Below are 19,481 nucleotides of genomic sequence, written 5' to 3'. Positions count from 1 at the left end.
CCGTTGCCGAACGAGGGGCGAGTGAGGTCAGCGCATATGGAGGTACACCTCCGCCCGCTGATCCCTCGGCTTTGGGCCCCGACTGCATCCCGCGTAGCTGAGCCGTTCAAGATCCTCTTGCGTGGCTGAGCCGTTCAAGCAGGCGGTGTCACAATTGGATGCCGCCGCCGTCCACCGCGAGTTCGGCGCCGGTGGTGTAGGTCGCGCCGAAGGCGAGGAAAAGGGCGGCGCGCGCGACTTCCTCCGGATGTCCGATCCGCTTCATCGGAATCTGGGCGGCGAAATCCTCCCGCATTTTGTCGACCACCTCTGCGGGTAGCTTCTTCAGCAGAATTCCGGTGTCGATCGGCCCCGGGCTCACCGCGTTGACGCGTACGCCGCGCGGCAGCAGTTCGCGGGCCCAGGTGCGCGCCATCGACCGGAGGGCCGCTTTGCTCGCCGCGTAGACGCTGTGGTCCAGCTGCCCCAGTACGTTGGAGACCGAGGTGGTCAGTACCACACCGCTGCCCTCGGCGAGCAGCGGAAGCAGTCGCTGCAAAGTGAAGTAGGGCCCCTTGGTGTTGGCTGCGAAAACGGCGTCGTATGTCTGCTCCGTCGTCGCCTCGAACGACGCCGATTCGGTGATGCCCGCGTTCAGGAACACCGCGTCCAGCAGGCCGAAAGCCTCCTCGACCTTCCCGGCCAAGGCGTCGATGTCGGTACGTGAAGCGGCGTCGCTGCGCACCGCGATCAATCCCTCTTTGCTCGCCGCTTCGAGCGGGGCTTCATTGCGGCCTGTGACCATCACTTGGGCGCCCTCGGCGGCCAGCATGCGTGCGATCGACAGGCCGATTCCGCTGCTGCCGCCGGTGATGAGGGCGCGCTTTCCTTTGTACTTTTCCATGCCTTGATTCAAATCCCGGACCGGCGACGGTGTCCAAGACTCACTATGCAACCCGTCATGCGTTCAGTGCATGTCGGTACGCTCGAAGCGTGCACATCCCCGGGTCGGACCTCGATATGCGGCTTGTCGGCTACTTCACGGTCGTCGCGGAGCACGCCAACTTCAGCCGCGCCGCCACGGCGTTGCACGTCGCGCAGCCGTCCTTGAGCCGTCAGATCCAGCGTCTTGAGGAACATCTGGGTGTGCGCCTCTTCGACCGCACCCCGCAGGGCAGCCGGCTGACAGCAGCCGGTCGCGCCTTTCTGCCGCAGGCCGTGGCGCTGCTCCAGGCGGCCCACCAGGCCGAGTTGGCCGCCCGCGACGGCGCCACTCCACGCGAGTTCACCATCGGGTACGTCGAGGACCTGGTGATCACTCACGCCGTGCGCAGGCTGCGGCATCAGCACCCCACGGCCCGCGTCCGCACCCGCCACCTGGAGTGGAACGACGCCCACGCCCTCACCGACCGCCGCGTGGACGCCCTGGTCGCCCGTGCTCCCCTGCCTTTTCCCGCCGACCGCTTGCGCCTCACCGAACTGTGGACCGAGCCGCGGGTTCTGGTGGTCTCCACCGACCACCGCTTGGCCGGAATGGAGTCGGTAACCGTCGAGGACCTTGGCGAGGAAGCTCTGCCGCAGTGCCCGAGCGCGGTTCCGGAATGGAGCGATTTCGCCCGCCTGGAGCCGCGCCCGGACGGCGTTCCGGCTCGCAGCGCGCCGATCGACTACGAGTCGTTCGAGGACAAGCTCGACCTGGTGGCCGAGGAGCGGACGGTGTTGATTCTGGCCGCCGGCGACCGGCGGCCCCAACTGCGCCCCGGCCTGACCACCGTGCCCATCGAGGGCATCGACCCGGTCCGCGTCGTCCTGGCGACCCGCCCGGCCGAGGCCCACCCCCTGGTGGACGACTTTGTGGACGCCTGGCGCCCCGGGCTGTGACGCGGATCCCGTACGCGCGGCGACGTACCGGGAATGTCAGCCGGAGGGATGTCGCTGGTCGTAGGCGGAGCGGGCGGCTTCGACTTCGGCGAGGTGCTCGACGAACCATCCCAGCATGGCTTCCAGAGGGGACTGCAGGGTCCGTCCCAGGTGGGTGACGCCGTACTCGATCGCCACCGGCTCCGTGGAGACGACCACGCGCTCGACCATGCCGTTGCGCTCCAGCCGTCGCAGGCATGCGGTCAAGGACTTGGGTGTGACGGCGGGCAGTTGTTGCCGGAGCTCGTTGAAGCGCCGGGGGGCGCGCACAGTGCGTCCAGGACGAGCAAGGACCACTTGCCGAACAGCTGGTTGAGCAGGTCACGGCCGTCTTCGCGGCCGTGCCCCTCCGCGCGTCCCTTGCGTCCACAAGTTTGCAGTTGCATCGGGCAAGGGGCAAGGATTGTCCATGTCCCAGTCATGTCTCGGCATGCCTTGGTCCGTGCCGGGCCGGTGGGGCGCCCCCTCGGGTTCGGAGAACGAGAAGCCCCACCGTGGTCCGCACGGTGGGGCAACTTCGCGGTATGGGACGGGCCGCGCCCGTCAGACGGCTCCGACTTCCCCGGCCTTGACGCTCGCCATGAAGGTGGTGAAGGCGGGGGCGGGGAGGTTGAGAGTGGGGCCGGTCCGGTCCTTGGAGTCGCGGATGGGGATGGTCCCGTGGGTGGTGGCGAGGTTGGTGGCGACCTCCACGCATTGGCCGCCGTTGTTGCTGTAGGAAGATGTGAGCCAGCGGGGGGTCTCGGTCGTCACTGGGTGCCTCCGAAGTCGCCGGCCTTGACGCTCGCCATGAAGGTGGTGAAGGCGGGGGCGGGGAGGTTGAGAGTGGGGCCGGTCCGGTTTTTGGAGTCGCGGATGGGGATGGTCCCGTGGGTGGTGGCGAGGTTGGTGGCGACCTCCACGCATTGGCCGCCGTTGTCGCTGTAGGAAGATGTGAACCAGCGGGGGGTCTCGGTCGTCACTGGGTGCCTCCGAAGTCGCCGGCCTTGACGCTCGCCATGAAGGTGGTGAAGGCGGGGGCGGGGAGGTTGAGGGTGGGGCCGGTCTGGTTTTTGGAGTCGCGGATGGGGACGGTGCCGTGGGTGGTGGCGAGGTTGGTGGCGACCTCCACGCATTGGCCGCCGTTTCCGCTGTAGGAGGATGTGAGCCAGCGGGGAGTCTCGGTCGTCACTGGATGTCCTTTCGCAACTGGTCAATGATGGCCATGGATTCCGCCTGCGAGGGCGCTTCAGCCTGTAGTTGATGGTAGGCGGTCAGTATCGGCAGCACGAACCTGTTGTCCCGTTCCAGATGGCCCCGTTGTGCGGACTCTGCGTATGACATGAGTGAGCGGTCCGCCATCGTCAGCACCGTTATCGGCAGATTGAACGGACGCCGAGCACCCATGGCGAACGGGGCGACCTGAAGCACGGTGTTCGGCTGCTCGGCGAACTCCATGATGCGGTCCAACTGGGCCTTCATGATGGCGGGTTCGCCCATGGGCCGCCTGATGCAGCTTTCGTCCAGTACGGCGAAGACCAGCGGTGGCGGCGTCCGGATGAGCGCCGCTTGCCGCTCCGCGATGAGAGCGACCCGCTCCTCGGCCTGCTCGACGGAGATTGCTCCCCGCTTGACGCTGCCGTGTTCCAGGGCCCTTGCGTACTCCGGCGTTTGGAGCAGGCCCGGGATGACTCCCACCTCGTAGACCCGGATCTCCGCCGCCCGGCTCTCGAAGTCCACGTACTGCGGAAAGCCTTCCAGCAGGCTCCCGTGGTGGATCTCCCGCCACTGCCGCTCGAACGTCTCCACGGTGCCCACGATGCCGAAGGCAACATCCGCACTGCGCGCGAGGCGCAAGGTCGGGAGTTTCCGACCAGTTTCGATGGACGAGATGTGCGTACTGGAATACCCCATCCGTACCGCAAGCTCGTCCTGCGTCCAGCCGCGTGCCTCCCGCATGCTGCGCAGGCGTGCGCCGAAGGCCGCCTGCGGCGAGCTGTCCGGGTCCAATTCCTTGCGGTTCAACGGCCCGTCGCCTCCTCGTCCGCCCGCTCAGGCAGGTTGAATGGTTCCCTGCTTCCCGCCACGCTGAATCCCCTTGGTAGTCACAGCGCTACGGAGAGGAGTATGCCGTGTCCGAAACGGACGTGGGGCGCGATCGGGGAGAAGGGGTGCGGGGCAAACGGCCACCGCCCCCCGCGAGTCCGGCCGACGAGGCCACAGCGGAGCTTGCCGCGCTCGCGGAGGCCCGTGCGTTCTGGCGGCTCGCCCCCGCGTGGGTGCCGCGTGCGGGCTACGCGCAGCCAACGCCTGCCCTGCTACGGGAAGTTGAGTCCGGTCTGATGCGGAGGTTGCGCGGATGAGCAGCAGAACGGCTTCGACGAGTGAAGCTTTTGAGTCCGCGCCCGTGATGGACGACTGTCCCCTCTGCGCGGCGGCGATCAGGAGGACCGCCGAGGTCTCGTCGCCACCCAGCTGGGCCGATGTCGCGCAGCTGGAGTGGGTGTACCTGATGCACCGTCAAGAGTGCGGTGACTGCACATACCAGGGGCCATGTGCGATGGCCCGCCGACTGGAGGAAGCGTGCGGCGCGGCGCGCGGGAAGGCGGAGGCGACGTCGTGACGACGGCAGACGCGAACTGCGCGGAGTGCGCTCGGCTGGAGCGCGAGCGGGAGGCGGCGCGTACGGCGGGGGACTGGAGTCGGGTCACCGACTGTGCCGTCCTGCTGCGGCGGCACCCGGATCACGGCAAGTAGCCAACACCCCGACCAGGCAGAACAATCAACCGCGCCGCGTCGCCACCAGCAGGCGGCAGCGCGGGGAGCCGTCCTCGCGGAAGCCCAGCTCGGGCAGGGCCCGCAACGTGACATCGAAGCCCGCCTCGCGCAGGTCACGGCGTACGTCCGCCAGGGGCCAGGTGCGGTAGTACATGACGAACGGGGGCCGCCACACAGCGTTGCGCACGCGCATCGCCGTATCGAAGCCGAGCAGTGTCCAGTACGCGACCGTGCCCGGACGGGGTGGGGCCGCCATCGGAAATGCCAACTTGCCGCCCGGCCGGAGAACATCACGTACCTGCCCGAACAGGTGCGGTCGCTCGGCGGGCAGAAAATGGCCGAACGCGCCGAAGCTGACGACCAGATCGAAGGCCGCGCGGCGGAACGGCAACGCGTGCGCCTCGCCGCGCACCCACCTCGGAGCGGGGCCCGGTACGGGAGCTGGTGTGGTCGCCGTCCGGCGCCGGGCCTCCGCGAGCATGCCCGCGCTGAAGTCGAGGCCCACCGCCCGGTCCGTGCACACCTCGCGGAGCACCCCCGCGCCCGCGCCGGTCCCGCAGCACAGGTCGAGCCCGTCCGCGAACGGGCCGACATCGGCGAGGGCGCGGGCCGTCGCGTCCAGTACCGGGGCGGGTGTGCGGTACGGGGTCCGGTCGAACTTCGGGGCCAGGAGGTCGTAGCCGTGCTGGACGGAGGAGAGCGCCTGGCGGGCCAGCTCGGGGAGGGTGGGGCGGTCGCTGCTCATCGTCGCCCGAGTCTAGGCCCCGCCCAGTCGCTGCCGTCCCATGACTCCCACCCGTCACCGGTGCTTCGCGGCAGCCCGCAGGTACTCCCTGTTCATCGCGGCGATCGACGGCATCGGGATGTCCTTCGGGCAGGCTGTCGCGCACGCGCCCGTCAGGGTGCAGCCGCCGAAGCCCTCCGCGTCCATCTGGTCCACCATGTCCAGCACCCGGCTCTCGCGTTCGGGGGCGCCCTGCGGGAGCACGTTCAGGTGGTTGACCTTGGCGGAGGTGAACAGCATCGCCGAGCCGTTGGGGCAGGCGGCCACGCAGGCGCCGCAGCCGATGCACTCGGCGTGGGTGAAGGCCGCGTCGGCGGCGGGTTTCGGTACGGCCGTGGCGTGCGCCTCCGGCGCCGCGCCGGTCGGCGCGGTGATGTAGCCGCCCGCGCCGATCACCCGGTCGAACGCGGAGCGGTCCACCATCAGGTCCCGTACGACGGGGAAGGCCGCGGCCCGCCACGGCTCGATGTCGATGGTGTCGCCGTCGGCGAAGTGCCGCATGTGCAGTTGGCAGGCGGTGGTGCGCTCGGGGCCGTGCGCCTGGCCGTTGATGACCATGCCGCAGGCCCCGCAGATGCCCTCGCGGCAGTCGTGGTCGAAGGCCACCGGCTCCTCGCCGCGCAGGATCAGCGTCTCGTTGAGCGTGTCCAGCATCTCCAGGAACGACATGTCGGGGGAGATGTCCTCGATCTCGTACGTCCGCATCGCGCCGTCGTCGTCGGCGTCCCGCTGCCGCCAGATCCGCAGGGTCAGCCGCATGCCGGAGTTCGTACTCGTACTCCTGCTCGTACTCGGGACCGTGCTCGTACTCGGGATCGTGCTCGGGTCACTCACGTGTAGCTCCGCTGGGTGGGGTGTACGTACTCGAAGTCGAGCGCTTCCTTGTGCAGCACGGGCGCCTCGCCCGCACCCGTGAACTCCCAGGCGGCGACGTAGGAGAACTCCTCGTCCCGGCGGGCCGCCTCGCCGTCCGGGGTGCGGGACTCCTCGCGGAAGTGGCCGCCGCAGGACTCGGTGCGGTGCAGCGCGTCCAGGCACATCAGTTCGGCCAGCTCCAGGTGGTCGGCGATCCGGTTGGCCTTCTCCAGCGACTGGTTGAGCGTCTCGCCGGAGCCGGGCACCTTGACCCGTTCCCAGAACTCCGCGCGCAGTTCGGGGATGCGCTCCAGCGCCTTGCGCAGCCCGGACTCGTCGCGCGACATGCCGCACTCGTTCCACAGCAGCTCGCCCAGCTCGCGGTGGAAGGAGTCGGGGGTGCGGTCCCCGTCGCAGGCCAGCAGCGCGTCGAGCCGTCCGGTCACGGCGTCCACCGCCTCGCGTACGGCGGGGTGTGCCGGGCCGATGGCCTCCTGGGCGGTGGCCGGGGCCGGGTGGCGGGCGAGGTAGTCGCCGAGGGTGGCGGGCAGGACGAAGTACCCGTCGGCCAGGCCCTGCATCAGCGCGGAGGCGCCGAGCCGGTTGGCGCCGTGGTCGGAGAAGTTGGCCTCACCGATCGCGAACAGGCCGGGGACGGTGGTCTGGAGGTCGTAGTCGACCCACAGCCCGCCCATCGTGTAGTGGATCGCGGGGTAGATGCGCATCGGCCGGGTGTACGGGTCCTCGGCGGTGATCCGCTCGTACATCTCGAACAGGTTGCCGTACTTCTCCTCGACCGCCGCCCGGCCCAGCCGGGCCAGCGCGTCCGCGAAGTCGAGGTAGACACCCTGGCCGCCGGGGCCGACGCCGCGCCCCTCGTCGCAGACGTTCTTCGCGGCGCGCGAGGCGATGTCGCGGGGGACGAGGTTGCCGAAGGAGGGGTACTGCCGCTCCAGGTAGTAGTCCCGCTCGTCCTCGGGAATGTCCTGCGGGGCGCGGGCGTCGCCGGCCTCCTTGGGCACCCAGATCCGGCCGTCGTTGCGCAGCGATTCACTCATCAGGGTCAGCTTCGACTGGTGGTCGCCCGAGCGCGGAATGCAGGTGGGGTGGATCTGGGTGAAGCAGGGGTTGGCGAAGTGGGCGCCCCTGCGGTGGGCCCGCCAGATCGCGGTCGCATTGGAGTTCTTGGCGTTGGTCGAAAGGTAGAAAACATTGCCGTAGCCGCCCGTCGCCAGCACCACCGCGTCCGCGAGGTAGGTGTCGATGCGGCCGGTGAGCAGGTCGCGGGCGACGATGCCGCGGGCCCGCCCGTCGATGACGATCAGGTCCAGCATCTCCGTGCGCGGACGCATCTCCACGTTCCCGGCGGCGATCTGCCGGGAGAGCGCCTGGTAGGCGCCCAGCAGAAGTTGCTGACCTGTCTGGCCGCGCGCGTAGAAGGTGCGCGAGACCTGGACGCCGCCGAAGGAACGGGTGTCCAGCAGGCCGCCGTACTCGCGGGCGAAGGGCACACCCTGGGCGACGCACTGGTCGATGATGGCGGTGGAGATCTCCGCCAGCCGGTGCACATTGGACTCGCGGGAGCGGAAGTCGCCGCCCTTGACCGTGTCGTAGAAGAGGCGGTGCACCGAGTCGCCGTCGTTGCGGTAGTTCTTCGCCGCGTTGATGCCGCCCTGCGCCGCCACCGAGTGGGCGCGGCGCGGGGAGTCCTGGTAGCAGAACTGCACGACGTGGTAGCCCTGTTCGGCCAGTGTCGCGCCCGCCGAGCCGCCCGCCAGGCCGGTGCCGACGACGATGACGGTGTGCTTGCGCCGGTTGGCCGGGTTGACGAGCTTGGCCTCGAAGCGGCGCCGGCTCCAGCGCTCGGCCACCGGCCCGCCGGGCGCCCGGGTGTCGGCGAGCGGCTCGCCGTCGCGGTAGTCCTGATAGCCGTCGCGGCCGTCGCGGCCGTCCTGGTCGAGGGTGCTCACTTCACCACTCCCGTCATGACGCCGATCGGTACGGAGAGGAAGCCCGCCGTGATGACCACGGCGAGGACGGTGGCCGTGGCCTTGAGCAGGCGCGCCGCGCCCGGCCGGGTCACCCCGAGGGTCTGCGCCGCGCTCCAGAAGCCGTGCCGGATGTGCAGTCCGACGGCGAGCATGGCGACGATGTAGATGGCGTTGGCGTACCAGTTCTGGAAGCCGGCGACGATGTTCTCGTACGGGTGCCCGGCCTGGCCGCGCGGGTTGACGGTGCCGGTCGTCAGGTCCAGCACGTGCCAGACGATGAACAGCGCGAGGATGATGCCGCCCCAGCGCATGGTGCGGGTCGCGTAGTCGGTGCGGCGGCGCCGGTACTTCACGGGCCGCGCGGCGATGTCCCGCCTGCTGAGCTGGTAGGCGCTGACCCCGTGCAGGACGACGGCGGCCAGCAGGACGACCCGGGCGACCCACAGGAACCACTCGTAGTGCAGGACGGGGCTGCCGAAGGTGCGCAGCCAGTGCGCGTAACCGTTCATCTCGGCGGGCCCGAAGAACACCTTCAGGTTCCCGAACATGTGGACCAGCAGATAGATCAGCATCATCAGGCCGCTGACGGCCATGACCGCCTTCTTGCCGATCGTCGAGCCCCACAGGGTGCGCAGCACGCCGCCGCGCCCTGCTGGGGGGCGGGTACGGGGGGAGGAGCGCGGAGTGCGCGTTGCCGTCGCCATGTCCCTGACGGTAGGTACCGAGGGATGCATCAGTCCAAGACATAGGAATGCTGCATCCGATAGATGACGGCTATCGGCTGTCTATGCTGGCTCCATGCAGCTCCAGCAGCTCCGCTACTTCGCCGCCGTCGCCGACACCCGCCACTTCACCCGCGCAGCACAGCGCGAACATGTGGCACAGCCCTCGCTGTCCCAGCAGATCAGGGCGCTGGAGAGGGAGTTGGGCGCCGAGCTGTTCCACCGGGCGCGCGGCCACATCTCCCTCACCGACGCCGGAGAGGCCCTGCTGCCGCTGGCCCGCCGCGTGCTGGCCGACACCGAGACCGCCCGCCGCGAAGTGCAGGAGGTCGCCCAGCTGCGGCGCGGCCGGGTGCGGCTCGGAGCCCCGCCCAGCCTGTGCGCCAGCCTCGTCCCCGACGTACTGCGCGCCTTCCACGACCGCTATCCCGGCGTCGATCTGGTGGTGCACGAGGACGGCTCCCAGGACCTGGTGCGCGTGCTGGCCGAAGGCGAGCTGGACCTGGCCCTGATCATCACCCCGCTCGCCGGAGGCCCGGCCCTGACGACGTCCGAGCTGCTGCGCGAGGAACTGGTCGTGGTCTCCTCCCCCGAGGACCCGGCGCCCGTGCGCCGCGCCCGCATCCGCGTCGAGGACCTGCGCGACCGCCCGCTGGCGATGTTCCGGCGCGGCTACGACCTGCGCGAACTGACCGTCGCCGCCTGCCGCGAGGCGGGCTTCGAGCCGGTGTTCGGCATCGAGGGCGGCGAGATGGACGCGGTACTCGGCTTCGTCCGCGCGGGCCTCGGCCTCGCCGTCGTCCCCAGCATGGTCGCGGCCCGCTCCGGCCTGCGCGTCACCCGCTTCGCCGCGCCCGGCCTGCACCGCACCATCTCCGTCGCGCACCGCGGCGACGTCTCCCCGCCCCGCGCGGCCCGCGAACTCCAGCGCATCCTCACCGAACGGCTGAGCGCCACCCGAAACGGCTGACGGCCTCACCGAACGCCTGACAGCCACCCGGAACGGCTGACGGGCCTCACCGGACGGACGGCGGCCTCACCGGGTGAATCGTCACCGCCCCGGAACTCCGCTCGCCGCCCCCACGATCCGCTCGCTCATCGGGGACGGGTCCGCGCCCGGCGTTGTCGGGCTGAAGGACCAGACCAGGCGGCGCTGCTGGTCGCGGGTGGCGAACATCGCGGAGGCGTAGCCGTGCTGCTCGCCGGTCTTGCCCCACCAGGTGACCCCGCCCACCGTGGCCGTCTGAAGCCCCGTGCTGTAGCGGGCGGGCGTGCCGTCGAGCATGGTCACGTGCTTCGGCGGCAGCGTGAACATTCTGCGCAGTTGCCGCTCGGGCAGCAGCGCCCCGGAGAACAGTGCGGACAAGAAGCGGTGCAGGTCGCCGGTGGTGGAGATGATCTCGCCGTCCGCGAACGATCTGGACATGTCGAACTCCGTCACATCCGCGAGCGACCCGTCCGCCGCCTCCAGACAAGCGTGCACATGCGGCCCGTGGATGCGGCGGTCGTAGCCGGAGGACGACGGGAAGGACGTGTGGCCCAGCCGCAGGGGCCGCAGCAGCCGATCGCGCACCTCGATGCCGTACGGCCGGCCCGTCACCTGCTCGATCACCAGCGCGGCCAGGACGTAGTTGATGCCCCGGTACTCCTGCCTGGTGCCGGGGGCGAACTTCAGCGGGCCGCGCGTGGCCGTCGCGACGATCTGCCGCGGTGTCCACCGGTCGAAGCGGTGCCGCAGTATCTGCCCGGTCGTCCTCATCTCCGGCAGCCCCACATGGTCGGGCATGCCGCTGGTGTGGTCGAGGAGGTGCGCGACGGTGATCGAACCGAAGCTTTCGGGCAGCAGCTCGGGGAGACAGTGGCGCACCGGGGACTCCAGCCGCAGCCGCCCCTCGTCGGCGAGCTGGAGCGCGACGGTGGCCACGAACGCCTTGGTGATGCTGCCCGCGCGCACCTTGTCGTTGAGCCCCAGGGGCCGTCCGGTCGCCGGATCCGAGACCCCGGAGGTGCCGTACCACCGCCCGGCCGAGCCGCTGACCCGCAGCTGGGCCCCGCTGGAGCGGGGGTCGCCCCACTCGTCGATCGCGGCGCGCAGCGCCCCGGCGTCCGGCGGGGGGAGCGCCCCGCCTCCCGTACGGCGGGAGGAAGCGTGCGCGGCGACCGGTGTGCCCACGGCGGCGAGCGCGGCACCGGAGGCGACACCGGTGAGCAGGATCCTGCGGCTGGGGGAGAGCGGCGGCGAAGTCATACCTCCACCCTCCCGGCGCCGCGCCCCGGCTCCATCCGGGAAGACCCTGAAGCCGCCCCCAGCGCCGCCCGAGGCTTCTCGGGGTGGACCCGGGGCGGCTCATCGGGGGCGGCTCCGGCGTGCGACCCGGGGCGCGGCAGGCGCGCTGCGGCGCGCACCCGGGCACACCGGGGCGGGCAAGGCCGGCGACTACAGACCCCGGTGGCTACAGGCCGAGCTTCGCCTCCTGGACGCGGGCGATGGCCGGCTTCTCGCCGTCCAGCTCTACCTTCGCCTGCTCCTGCCGTCCGGAGGCGAACAGCAGCAGCTCGGACGGCGCGCCGACGGCGGTCACCACCGGAGTGCCGCGGTTGGCGACGGCGGTCTGCCCGTTCGGCCGCCGCAGCACCAGCCCCACCGGGGACTTGCGCCCGTACATCCGCGCGCCCCGCTCCAGCCGGCGCCACAGCGCGTCCTCGAAGACCGGGTCCAGCTCGCGCGGGGACCAGTCCGGCCCGGCCCGGCGCACGTCCTCGCCGTGGATGAAGAACTCCACCGTGTTCGCCGCCTCGTCCACCTGCTTGAGCGCGAACGGCGACATCTTCGACGGCCCGTTGCGCACCAACTGCACCAGCTCGTCGTAGGGCTTGGCCACGAACTCGGCCTGCACGCGCTCCAGTCGGGCCTGGAGCGGCTTGATCAGGATTCCGCCCGCCGCGTCCGCGCGGTGCTCCCGCACGACGAGGTGCGCGGCGAGGTCCTTGGTCGTCCACCCCTCGCACAGGGTCGGCGCATCGGGGCCTCGGGTCTCCAACAGGTCTGCGAGCAGCAGGCGTTCTCGCTTGGCATGGGTAGACATGCGGCAAGAGTACGGCGCCGGAGCGGGGAGTGCGCGTCTGTGCGCGGCGTGTGCCGGGCCTGATTGTCCCGTACCGCTTTGTTTGGTTTTGTTCTGTTTTTCTCCGGTGTTTGGCGCTGTTCGTGGCCGCTGTTCGTCCCGTGCGCGGGCCGGTGCGGGACAATGGCGGGCATGGCCCAGGAGACCCCCCTCGACCCGGCCGTCGCGGCGCGCCTCAAGCGCGACGCCAACGGCCTGATCCCCGCGATCGCCCAGCAGTACGACAGCGGGGAGGTGCTGATGCTCGGATGGATGGACGACGAGGCGCTCCGCCGCACGCTCACCACCGGGCGCGCCACGTACTGGAGCCGCAGCAGGCGCGAGTACTGGGTGAAGGGGGACACCTCCGGGCACGTGCAGTGGGTGAAGTCCGTCGCGCTCGACTGCGACGCGGACACGGTGCTCGTCAAGGTCGATCAGGTCGGCGCCGCCTGCCACACAGGGGCGCGCACGTGTTTCGACGAGGACCGGCTGCCGCTCGGCGGCTGACTTCCGCCCGAGCGGGGGAGCTGACTTCCGCCCGAGCGGAGGAGGGGCCCGGGGCAAGTAGGGTGACGGGCCATGAGCTGCGCGCCCGACCTCGACGTCTTCCGTGCCCTGGCCAAGGACCGGCGGGTCATCCCCGTGACCCGCCGCGTGCTGGCGGACGGCGACACCCCCATCGCCCTCTACCGGAAGCTGGCCGCCGAACGCCCCCGCACCTTCCTCCTGGAGTCGGCCGAGAACGGCCGCACCTGGTCGCGCTACTCCTTCATCGGCGTACGCAGCGACGCCGCGCTGACCGTCGAGGACGGCCGGGCGCACTGGCTGGGCACCCCGCCCGTCGGCGTCCCCACCGACGGCGACCCCCTCGTAGCGCTGCGCGCGACCGTCGAGGCCCTGCACACCCCGCGCGACCTGCACCACAGCGTGGATCTGCCGCCCTTCACCGGCGGCATGGTCGGCTACCTCGGCTACGACATCGTCCAGCGCCTGGAGAAGGTCGGCCGCGACAGCGGCACCCTCGATGACCTGCGGCTTCCCGAGCTGACGATGCTGCTCACCTCCGACCTGGCCGTCCTGGACCACCGCGACGGCACGGTCCTGCTCATCGCCAACGCGATCAACCACAACGACCTGGACACCGGAGTGGACGAGGCGTACGCGGACGCCGTGCGCCGCCTGGACGCCATGGCCGCCGACCTCGCGCGCCCCGCCCCCGTGCCGCCGGTCGCGCTGCCGCCCTCCGAACTCCCCGACGCCGACGCCCGGTCGGCCGGTGCGACCTACCAGGGCTGGGTCGAGGACATCAAGGAACGCATCCGCGCCGGAGAGGCGTTCCAGGTGGTGCCCTCGCAGCGGTTCGAGACGCCGTGCACGGCGAGCGCGCTCGACGTCTACCGCGTGCTGCGCGCCACCAACCCGAGCCCCTACATGTACCTGCTGCGCTTCGACGACTTCGACATCGTCGGCTCCAGCCCCGAGGCGCTGGTCAAGGTCGAGGACGGGCGCGCGATGATGCACCCCATCGCCGGCACCCGGCCGCGCGGCGCCACCCCGCACGAGGACAACGCGCTGGCCGAGGAGCTGCTGGCCGACCCCAAGGAGCGCGCCGAACACCTGATGCTCGTCGATCTGGGGCGCAACGACCTGGGACGGGTGTGCGAGCCGGGCAGCGTGGAGGTCGTGGACTTCATGTCCATCGAGCGCTACAGCCACGTGATGCACATCGTCTCCACCGTCACCGGCCGCCTCGCCCAAGGCAGTACGGCCTTCGACGCGCTCACCGCCTGCTTCCCCGCCGGCACCCTCTCGGGGGCGCCCAAGCCGCGCGCGCTCCAGATCATCGAGGAGCTGGAGCCCACCCGCCGCGGCGTCTACGGCGGATGTGTCGGATATCTCGACTTCGCCGGGGACTCCGACACCGCCATCGCCATCCGTACCGCGCTGCTGCGCGACGGCACCGCCTACGTCCAGGCCGGCGCGGGCGTCGTCGCCGACTCCGACCCGGCCGCCGAGGACACCGAGTGCGCCAACAAGGCCGCGGCCGTGCTGCGGGCCGTCCACACCGCCGGACGGCTGGGGGCACCTGCCCAAGGGGCGTAGGGCCCGGGGGCGGTAGCGTGGTGGGGTGACTTCCTCAACCCCCGCTCCCGACGCGGACGGCGCGCACGGCGCCGAGGGCGCTGACGCGCAAGCCCCGGCACGCTCGCGCGCCCCCCGCACCGCGCTCGGCATCGCGCTGCTGTGCGGCGCGGTGGGCGCCGCGCTGGCGCTGGTCGCCGCAGGGCAGACCTGGAGCGAGTCGACCGCCGAGTTCGCGCAGGGCCAGGTACCGGTGCGCGCCAAGGGCGGCGACGTCACGGGGCTGCCCAGCGCACTCGCGCTGGTCGGACTCGCCGCGCTCGTGGCCGTCTTCGCCGTACGCCGCGCCACCCGCTTCGTCGTCGCCTCGCTGCTCACGCTCTCCGGCGCCGGAGTCATCGCCTCCGCGCTGCTCGGCGCCGACGACACCGGGGCGCTCACCGAGGAGGCGGCCAAGACCAGCGGTCTGACCGGCAGCACCGTGGGCGCCGTCGAGCTGACCGCCTGGCCCTACATCTCGGCCGTCGGCGGCGCGCTGCTGCTGGTCGCCGGGCTGCTGGCGCTGCGCTACAGCCGGGTGTGGCCGTCCATGTCGGGCAGCGCCCGCTACGAGCGCACGCCACTGCGGCAGCGCGCCACCCGGCCGCAGCGCTTCGACCCCGACCGGCCCGAGGACCTGTGGAAGGCCCTCGACCGCGGCGAGGACCCGACCCACGGCACCGCCTGACGCGGCACACGGCACCTGACGCGGCACACGGCACCGACCGACGGGGCACGCGGCGCCGGACGGGGCGCCGCGTACGCGTACGACGGCCCGCCCCGCACCTGCCGACCGTCCGGTGCGCAGCCCGTACGGGCGACCCCCGTGCCGGGGTGCGGGCGCCGGAGGGGGAGAATGGGCACTGCGCGGGCCGGGTGGCCCCACCTCACGTTGTGACTCATCAAGGAGCATTCATGGCGCACAGCCACGGACACACCCCGGCCGCCTGGACCGGTTCGATCATCGCCTTCGTCGGCTTCTGCGTGGGCTCGGCCTTCATGGTGGTGGCGCAGCCCGTCGGTGTGATCGCGGGGCTGGCCCTGACGCTGGCCGGAGCTGTCGTCGGCGGCCTGATGCGCGCCGCGGGGCTGGGCCAGAAGAAGTCGAACGGCATGACCGCCGAGGAGCTCCAGGCGTACAAGCAGGCCCACGCCAAGGCGCACTCCTGACCGGACGGCGGAACGCCACGGCGCTGCGGCACCGGCTGTCCCGGCTGGGGCACGCGGCGTCGCGCACGGCCGCGCCCCTCGGTGCTCTCACCGGGGTCGGCGCGGCCTTCGCGTATGTGGCCGCCGTGGACCCTGGCCGGCCGGGCCACTACCCCGTCTGCCCCTTCCTGAGCGCCCTGGGCCTGTACTGCCCGGCCTGCGGCGGGCTGCGCAGCGCGCACGCCGTGGCGCACGGGGACCTGCCCGCCGCGCTCGGCGCCAACGCGGCGGCCGTGCTGCTGTTCGCGGCCTTCGCCGCCTTCTGGGTCCACTGGTTCGCCGCCGCCGTACGGGGCGTCGGCTACACCTTCCCGGTACGGCTCACCGCCTGGCACGGGTGGGTGGCGGGCGCCCTGCTCCTCGCGTTCACGGTTGTCCGGAACACGCCCGTCGGCGCGGCCCTGGCCCCCTGACCGGAGCGTGGCCGCCGGCTCACCGTCCCGGCGATTTGTCCCGCGATGTGGGACTACGGGCAACCGGATGCGAGTCCTCCGTCCCTCGGCGGATACCATCGCAGTGCGGTACATGACCATCCCCCGCACGGTTCGTGGGGGTCAGCACCCAGCCAAGAAGGGGGCCGCTCGGTGAGTGTGCTCGACGAGATCATCGAAGGCGTGCGTGAAGACCTCGCCCAGCGGCAGGCGCGCGTCAGCCTCGAAGAACTCAAGGAGCGCGCCGCCAAGGCGCCCAGCGCCAAGGACGGCCTCGCGGCCCTCAAGGGCGGCGGCGATGCCGGGGTGCGGGTGATCTGCGAGGTCAAGCGCTCCAGCCCCTCCAAGGGCGCGCTCGCCGCGATCGCCGACCCGGCCGGGCTCGCCGCGGACTACGAGGCGGGCGGCGCCGCCGTCATCTCCGTCCTCACCGAGCAGCGCCGCTTCGGCGGCTCGCTCGCCGACCTGGAGGCCGTCCGCGCCCGGGTGGACATCCCCGTCCTGCGCAAGGACTTCATCTTCTCCTCCTACCAGCTCTGGGAGGCGCGCGCGCACGGCGCCGACGTCGCCTTGCTGATCGTCGCCGCGCTGGAGCAGGAGGCGCTGGTCTCCCTGATCGAGCGCGCCGAGTCCATCGGTCTGACCCCGCTGGTCGAGGCGCACGACGAGGAGGAGGCCGAGCGGGCCGTCGCCGCCGGAGCCAAGATCATCGGGGTGAACGCGCGGAACCTGAAGACCCTGGAGGTGGACCGGGGCAACTTCACGCGGATCGCGCCCGAGATCCCCGACCACATCGTGAAGATCGCCGAGTCCGGGGTGCGCGGGCCGCACGACCTGATCGCCTACGCGAACGACGGTGCCGACGCCGTGCTGGTCGGGGAATCCCTCGTCACCGGCAAGGACCCCAAGAGCGCGGTCGCCGACCTCGTCGCCGCCGGCACCCATCCGGCCATCCGCCACGGCAGGGGCTGACGTTCCGTGGTGACCTCTCCTCTCTGCGCCCTCGCCCACGCGGGGCTGGCACGCGGGTGCCGGCCGCGCGGGTGCCGGGCGCCCGCGCGACGCGTGCGGGGGCGTTCCGTGCGCTACCACATCGGGTGCGAGCCCGGCGTGGTGCGCGGCGCGCGATGGCGCTGAGGCCGATCTGACCCCAGCCAGCCAGCCAGTCTGTCTGTTTGCCTGCCTGCCCCTGTTCGCCCCTGATGTCGGCTCTCCGGCCGTTGTGGCGTGCGTTCAAGGGGCCCGGCCGGGGTCAGGATCTGCCGTGTCAGCGTCCCCTCACCACTCTTCTTCCGAGAGGTCGGCATGTCATCCGACTACTTCATCCCTGACCCGGAGGGTCAGATCCCCAGCGGCGCCGGGTACTTCGGCGCCTTCGGCGGCAAGTTCATCCCCGAGGCACTGGTCGCGGCCGTGGACGAGGTCGCCGCCGAGTACGAGAAAGCGAAGGCCGACCCCGCCTTCGCCGCCGAGCTGGACGAGCTGCTCGTCAACTACACCGGCCGCCCCAGCGCACTGACCGAGGTGCCCCGCTTCGCGCGGGAGGCGGGCGGGGCCCGCGTCTTCCTCAAGCGGGAGGACCTCAACCACACCGGCTCCCACAAGATCAACAACGTGCTCGGCCAGGCCCTGCTCACCAGGCGGATGGGCAAGACCCGCGTCATCGCCGAGACCGGCGCGGGCCAGCACGGCGTGGCAACGGCCACCGCCTGCGCCCTGTTCGGGCTCGAATGCACCATCTACATGGGCGAGATCGACACCGAGCGCCAGGCGTTGAACGTCGCGCGCATGCGCATGCTCGGCGCCGAGGTCATCCCCGTCACCTCCGGCAGCCGGACGCTCAAGGACGCCATCAACGAGGCGTTCCGCGACTGGGTCGCCAATGTGGACCGCACCCACTACCTGTTCGGCACCGTCGCGGGCCCGCACCCGTTCCCGCAGCTGGTGCGGGACTTCCACCGGGTCATCGGCGTCGAGGCGCGCCGCCAGATCCTGGAGCGGACCGGTCGGCTGCCGGACGCCGTCGCCGCGTGCGTCGGCGGCGGCTCCAACGCGATCGGCCTCTTCCACGCCTTCCTCGGCGACGAGTCCGTACGCCTGGTCGGCTTCGAGGCCGCCGGTCACGGCGTGGACTCGGGCGAACACGCGGCGACGCTGACCGCGGGTGAGCCGGGCATCCTGCACGGCTCGCGCTCCTACGTCCTCCAGGACGACGAGGGCCAGATCACCGAGCCGTACTCGATCTCCGCCGGACTCGACTACCCGGGCATCGGCCCCGAGCACGCCTATCTGAAGGACAGCGGGCGCGGCGAGTACCGGCCCGTCACCGACGAGGAGGCCATGCGCGCGCTGCGGCTGCTCTCGGAGACCGAGGGCATCATCCCGGCCATCGAGAGCGCACACGCGCTCGCGGGCGCGCTCGACCTGGGCAGGGAGCTGGGTCCCGAGGGCCTCGTACTCGTCAACCTGTCGGGACGCGGTGACAAGGACATGGACACGGCCGCGCGCTACTTCGGCCTGTACGACGGCAAGGGCGGCGACGCGGAGCAGGGGAAGAGCGAATGAGCGGCAACGTCGAACTTCTGAACGCGGCCCTCGCGCAGGCCAGGGCCGAGAACCGGGCCGCGCTCGTCGGCTACCTCCCGGCCGGATTCCCCACGGTGGACGGCGGGATCGCCGCCTGCACGGCGCTGCTGGAGAGCGGCTGCGACGTGGTCGAGGTCGGGCTGCCGCACAGCGACCCCGTACTGGACGGGCCCGTCATCCAGACCGCCGACGACATCGCGCTGCGCGGCGGCGTGCGGATCGCGGACGTACTGCGCACGGTCCGCGAGGCACACGCGGCCACCGGCAAACCGGTGCTCGTGATGACCTACTGGAACCCCGTGGACCGCTACGGCGCCGAGCGGTTCGCCGAGGAGATGGCCGCCGCGGGCGGAGCCGGGTGCATCCTGCCCGACCTTCCCGTGGAAGAGTCGGAAGGATGGCGGAAGGCGGCCGAACGGGCCGGACTGGCAACGGTGTTCGTGGTCGCCCCCAGCAGCCAGGACGCCCGGCTCGCGCGGATCACGGCGGCGGGCAGCGGATTCGTGTACGCCGCCTCCCTGATGGGCGTCACCGGAACCCGGGAGTCGGTCGGCCGCGAGGCCCGCGACCTGGTCACGCGCACGCGCACCACGACGCAGCTGCCGGTGTGCGTCGGCCTCGGGGTCTCCAACCCCGCACAGGCCGCCGAGGTCGCCCAGTTCGCGGACGGCGTGATCGTCGGCTCCGCGTTCGTGAAGCGGCTGCTCGACGCGGGCGACGACCTGGAGACCGGGCTCGCCCAAGTGCGGGCCCTCGCCGGTGAGTTGGCGGCCGGAGTGCGAAGGGTGTAGCCCCGGGCCGGGAAGACGGACCGGTCCTCGGGAGTTGCGGTAGTCAGTCGCGGTCCGGTGCCGGTTACGGCGGTTTTCGAGCACGTCGGCCGGTACCGGGCCCGCTTCGGAGCGGATCTTCGCGGCCGGATCTGTGGCCGGGCCGCCCGGGTACGCTTCGGTCCCGCCCGGCGGGCGGGCTCAGCCGTGGTGCGGGGCCGGGGCCGGCTCGTGACGCAGCCGGGCCGG

Annotated in this window: 24 protein-coding genes; 12 read left to right on the top strand and 12 right to left on the bottom strand. The window is 71.5% G+C overall.

Annotation, left to right across the window (positions count from 1 at the left end; genetic code table 11):
* Positions 1–148: 148 nt before the first annotated feature.
* Positions 149–883, bottom strand: a complete 735-nt coding sequence (locus ABD339_RS05335) for an SDR family oxidoreductase (protein ID WP_344563067.1) — start codon at positions 881–883, stop codon at positions 149–151.
* A gap of 116 nt (positions 884–999) precedes the next feature.
* On the opposite strand from ABD339_RS05335, the gene ABD339_RS05330 reads away from it, so the two are divergent.
* Positions 1,000–1,860, top strand: a complete 861-nt coding sequence (locus ABD339_RS05330) for a LysR family transcriptional regulator (RefSeq protein WP_425575903.1) — start codon at positions 1,000–1,002, stop codon at positions 1,858–1,860.
* A gap of 36 nt (positions 1,861–1,896) precedes the next feature.
* Here ABD339_RS05330 and ABD339_RS05325 read toward each other — a convergent pair whose 3' ends face one another.
* The 5 genes from ABD339_RS05325 to ABD339_RS05305 all read right to left on the bottom strand — a co-directional run bounded on the left by ABD339_RS05325 (position 1,897) and on the right by ABD339_RS05305 (position 3,903).
* Positions 1,897–2,169, bottom strand: a complete 273-nt coding sequence (locus ABD339_RS05325) for a winged helix-turn-helix transcriptional regulator (protein WP_344562673.1) — start codon at positions 2,167–2,169, stop codon at positions 1,897–1,899.
* A gap of 273 nt (positions 2,170–2,442) precedes the next feature.
* Positions 2,443–2,652 (bottom strand): DUF397 domain-containing protein, encoded by a 210-nt coding sequence (locus ABD339_RS05320; protein WP_344562671.1) that lies wholly within the window; start codon positions 2,650–2,652, stop codon positions 2,443–2,445.
* Complete coding sequence (locus ABD339_RS05315) at positions 2,649–2,861, bottom strand: DUF397 domain-containing protein (RefSeq protein ID WP_344562669.1); 213 nt, start codon at positions 2,859–2,861, stop codon at positions 2,649–2,651. Before ABD339_RS05315 ends, ABD339_RS05320 begins: the two co-directional genes overlap by 4 nt.
* The gene (locus ABD339_RS05310) at positions 2,858–3,070 is read right to left on the bottom strand and encodes a DUF397 domain-containing protein (protein WP_344562668.1); all 213 of its coding nucleotides are present in this window, start codon (positions 3,068–3,070) and stop codon (positions 2,858–2,860) included. The genes ABD339_RS05315 and ABD339_RS05310 overlap by 4 nt, the downstream gene beginning before the upstream one ends.
* Positions 3,067–3,903: a helix-turn-helix domain-containing protein gene (locus ABD339_RS05305; protein WP_344562667.1), complete on the bottom strand. Its 837-nt coding sequence runs from the start codon at positions 3,901–3,903 to the stop codon at positions 3,067–3,069. Before ABD339_RS05305 ends, ABD339_RS05310 begins: the two co-directional genes overlap by 4 nt.
* Before the next feature lie 594 nt (positions 3,904–4,497).
* Here ABD339_RS05305 and ABD339_RS05300 point away from each other — a divergent pair.
* Positions 4,498–4,635 carry a hypothetical protein gene (locus ABD339_RS05300; protein ID WP_344562666.1) on the top strand — a complete coding sequence of 46 codons (138 nt, stop codon included), beginning with the start codon at positions 4,498–4,500 and terminating at the stop codon, positions 4,633–4,635.
* Between the two features lie 25 nt (positions 4,636–4,660).
* On the opposite strand, the gene ABD339_RS05295 is transcribed toward ABD339_RS05300, so the two are convergent.
* From ABD339_RS05295 to ABD339_RS05280, 4 genes are all read right to left on the bottom strand, one after another.
* A complete protein-coding gene (locus ABD339_RS05295; protein ID WP_344562662.1) occupies positions 4,661–5,401 on the bottom strand; it encodes a class I SAM-dependent methyltransferase in 741 nt (246 codons plus the stop codon).
* Positions 5,402–5,455: 54 nt separating this feature from the next.
* Complete coding sequence (locus tag ABD339_RS05290) at positions 5,456–6,199, bottom strand: succinate dehydrogenase/fumarate reductase iron-sulfur subunit (RefSeq protein WP_344562660.1); 744 nt, start codon at positions 6,197–6,199, stop codon at positions 5,456–5,458.
* A 71-nt stretch (positions 6,200–6,270) separates the two neighbouring features.
* Positions 6,271–8,265, bottom strand: coding sequence for a fumarate reductase/succinate dehydrogenase flavoprotein subunit (locus ABD339_RS05285; protein ID WP_344562658.1), 1,995 nt, complete (start codon positions 8,263–8,265; stop codon positions 6,271–6,273).
* Positions 8,262–8,990 carry a succinate dehydrogenase cytochrome b subunit gene (locus ABD339_RS05280; RefSeq protein WP_344562657.1) on the bottom strand — a complete coding sequence of 243 codons (729 nt, stop codon included), beginning with the start codon at positions 8,988–8,990 and terminating at the stop codon, positions 8,262–8,264. The genes ABD339_RS05285 and ABD339_RS05280 overlap by 4 nt, the downstream gene beginning before the upstream one ends.
* Positions 8,991–9,084: 94 nt before the next feature.
* Here ABD339_RS05280 and ABD339_RS05275 point away from each other — a divergent pair, with 94 nt between their 5' ends.
* Positions 9,085–9,978, top strand: a complete 894-nt coding sequence (locus ABD339_RS05275) for a LysR family transcriptional regulator (protein WP_344562656.1) — start codon at positions 9,085–9,087, stop codon at positions 9,976–9,978.
* Positions 9,979–10,059: 81 nt separating this feature from the next.
* Here the strand turns inward: ABD339_RS05275 and ABD339_RS05270 are convergent, their stop codons facing one another.
* Complete coding sequence (locus ABD339_RS05270; RefSeq protein ID WP_344562654.1) at positions 10,060–11,256, bottom strand: serine hydrolase domain-containing protein; 1,197 nt, start codon at positions 11,254–11,256, stop codon at positions 10,060–10,062.
* Between the two features lie 205 nt (positions 11,257–11,461).
* Positions 11,462–12,094, bottom strand: coding sequence for a TIGR03085 family metal-binding protein (locus ABD339_RS05265; protein WP_344562652.1), 633 nt, complete (start codon positions 12,092–12,094; stop codon positions 11,462–11,464).
* A gap of 171 nt (positions 12,095–12,265) precedes the next feature.
* Between ABD339_RS05265 and hisI the strand changes: the two genes are divergently transcribed.
* The 9 genes from hisI (at position 12,266) to trpA (ending at position 19,253) form a co-directional block, all read left to right on the top strand.
* On the top strand, positions 12,266–12,622 hold the full coding sequence (hisI, locus tag ABD339_RS05260; protein WP_344562650.1) for a phosphoribosyl-AMP cyclohydrolase: 357 nt from the start codon (positions 12,266–12,268) through the stop codon (positions 12,620–12,622).
* Positions 12,623–12,694: 72 nt separating this feature from the next.
* Positions 12,695–14,218 carry an anthranilate synthase component I gene (locus ABD339_RS05255; RefSeq protein WP_344562648.1) on the top strand — a complete coding sequence of 508 codons (1,524 nt, stop codon included), beginning with the start codon at positions 12,695–12,697 and terminating at the stop codon, positions 14,216–14,218.
* Between the two features lie 25 nt (positions 14,219–14,243).
* Positions 14,244–14,924, top strand: a complete 681-nt coding sequence (locus tag ABD339_RS05250) for a TIGR02234 family membrane protein (RefSeq protein ID WP_425575887.1) — start codon at positions 14,244–14,246, stop codon at positions 14,922–14,924.
* 227 nt (positions 14,925–15,151) lie between these two features.
* Positions 15,152–15,406: an HGxxPAAW family protein gene (locus tag ABD339_RS05245; RefSeq protein WP_344562646.1), complete on the top strand. Its 255-nt coding sequence runs from the start codon at positions 15,152–15,154 to the stop codon at positions 15,404–15,406.
* Positions 15,407–15,429: 23 nt separating this feature from the next.
* Positions 15,430–15,858: a DUF2752 domain-containing protein gene (locus ABD339_RS05240; RefSeq protein WP_344563065.1), complete on the top strand. Its 429-nt coding sequence runs from the start codon at positions 15,430–15,432 to the stop codon at positions 15,856–15,858.
* A 171-nt stretch (positions 15,859–16,029) separates the two neighbouring features.
* Positions 16,030–16,848, top strand: a complete 819-nt coding sequence (gene trpC / locus ABD339_RS05235; RefSeq protein ID WP_344562644.1) for an indole-3-glycerol phosphate synthase TrpC — start codon at positions 16,030–16,032, stop codon at positions 16,846–16,848.
* A 6-nt stretch (positions 16,849–16,854) separates the two neighbouring features.
* Positions 16,855–17,013, top strand: a complete 159-nt coding sequence (gene trpM / locus ABD339_RS33700; RefSeq protein ID WP_425575886.1) for a tryptophan biosynthesis modulator TrpM — start codon at positions 16,855–16,857, stop codon at positions 17,011–17,013.
* Positions 17,014–17,181: 168 nt separating this feature from the next.
* Complete coding sequence (gene trpB / locus ABD339_RS05230) at positions 17,182–18,441, top strand: tryptophan synthase subunit beta (RefSeq protein ID WP_344562642.1); 1,260 nt, start codon at positions 17,182–17,184, stop codon at positions 18,439–18,441.
* On the top strand, positions 18,438–19,253 hold the full coding sequence (gene trpA / locus ABD339_RS05225; protein ID WP_344562640.1) for a tryptophan synthase subunit alpha: 816 nt from the start codon (positions 18,438–18,440) through the stop codon (positions 19,251–19,253). Before trpB ends, trpA begins: the two co-directional genes overlap by 4 nt.
* Positions 19,254–19,481: the final 228 nt, after the last annotated feature.

Origin of the sequence: Streptomyces axinellae (assembly GCF_039532135.1) — a bacterium.
Taxonomy (GTDB): Bacteria; Actinomycetota; Actinomycetes; order Streptomycetales; family Streptomycetaceae; genus Streptomyces; species Streptomyces axinellae.
Note: the sequence above shows the minus strand (reverse complement) of the source record. Positions and strands in the feature narration are given on the sequence as shown.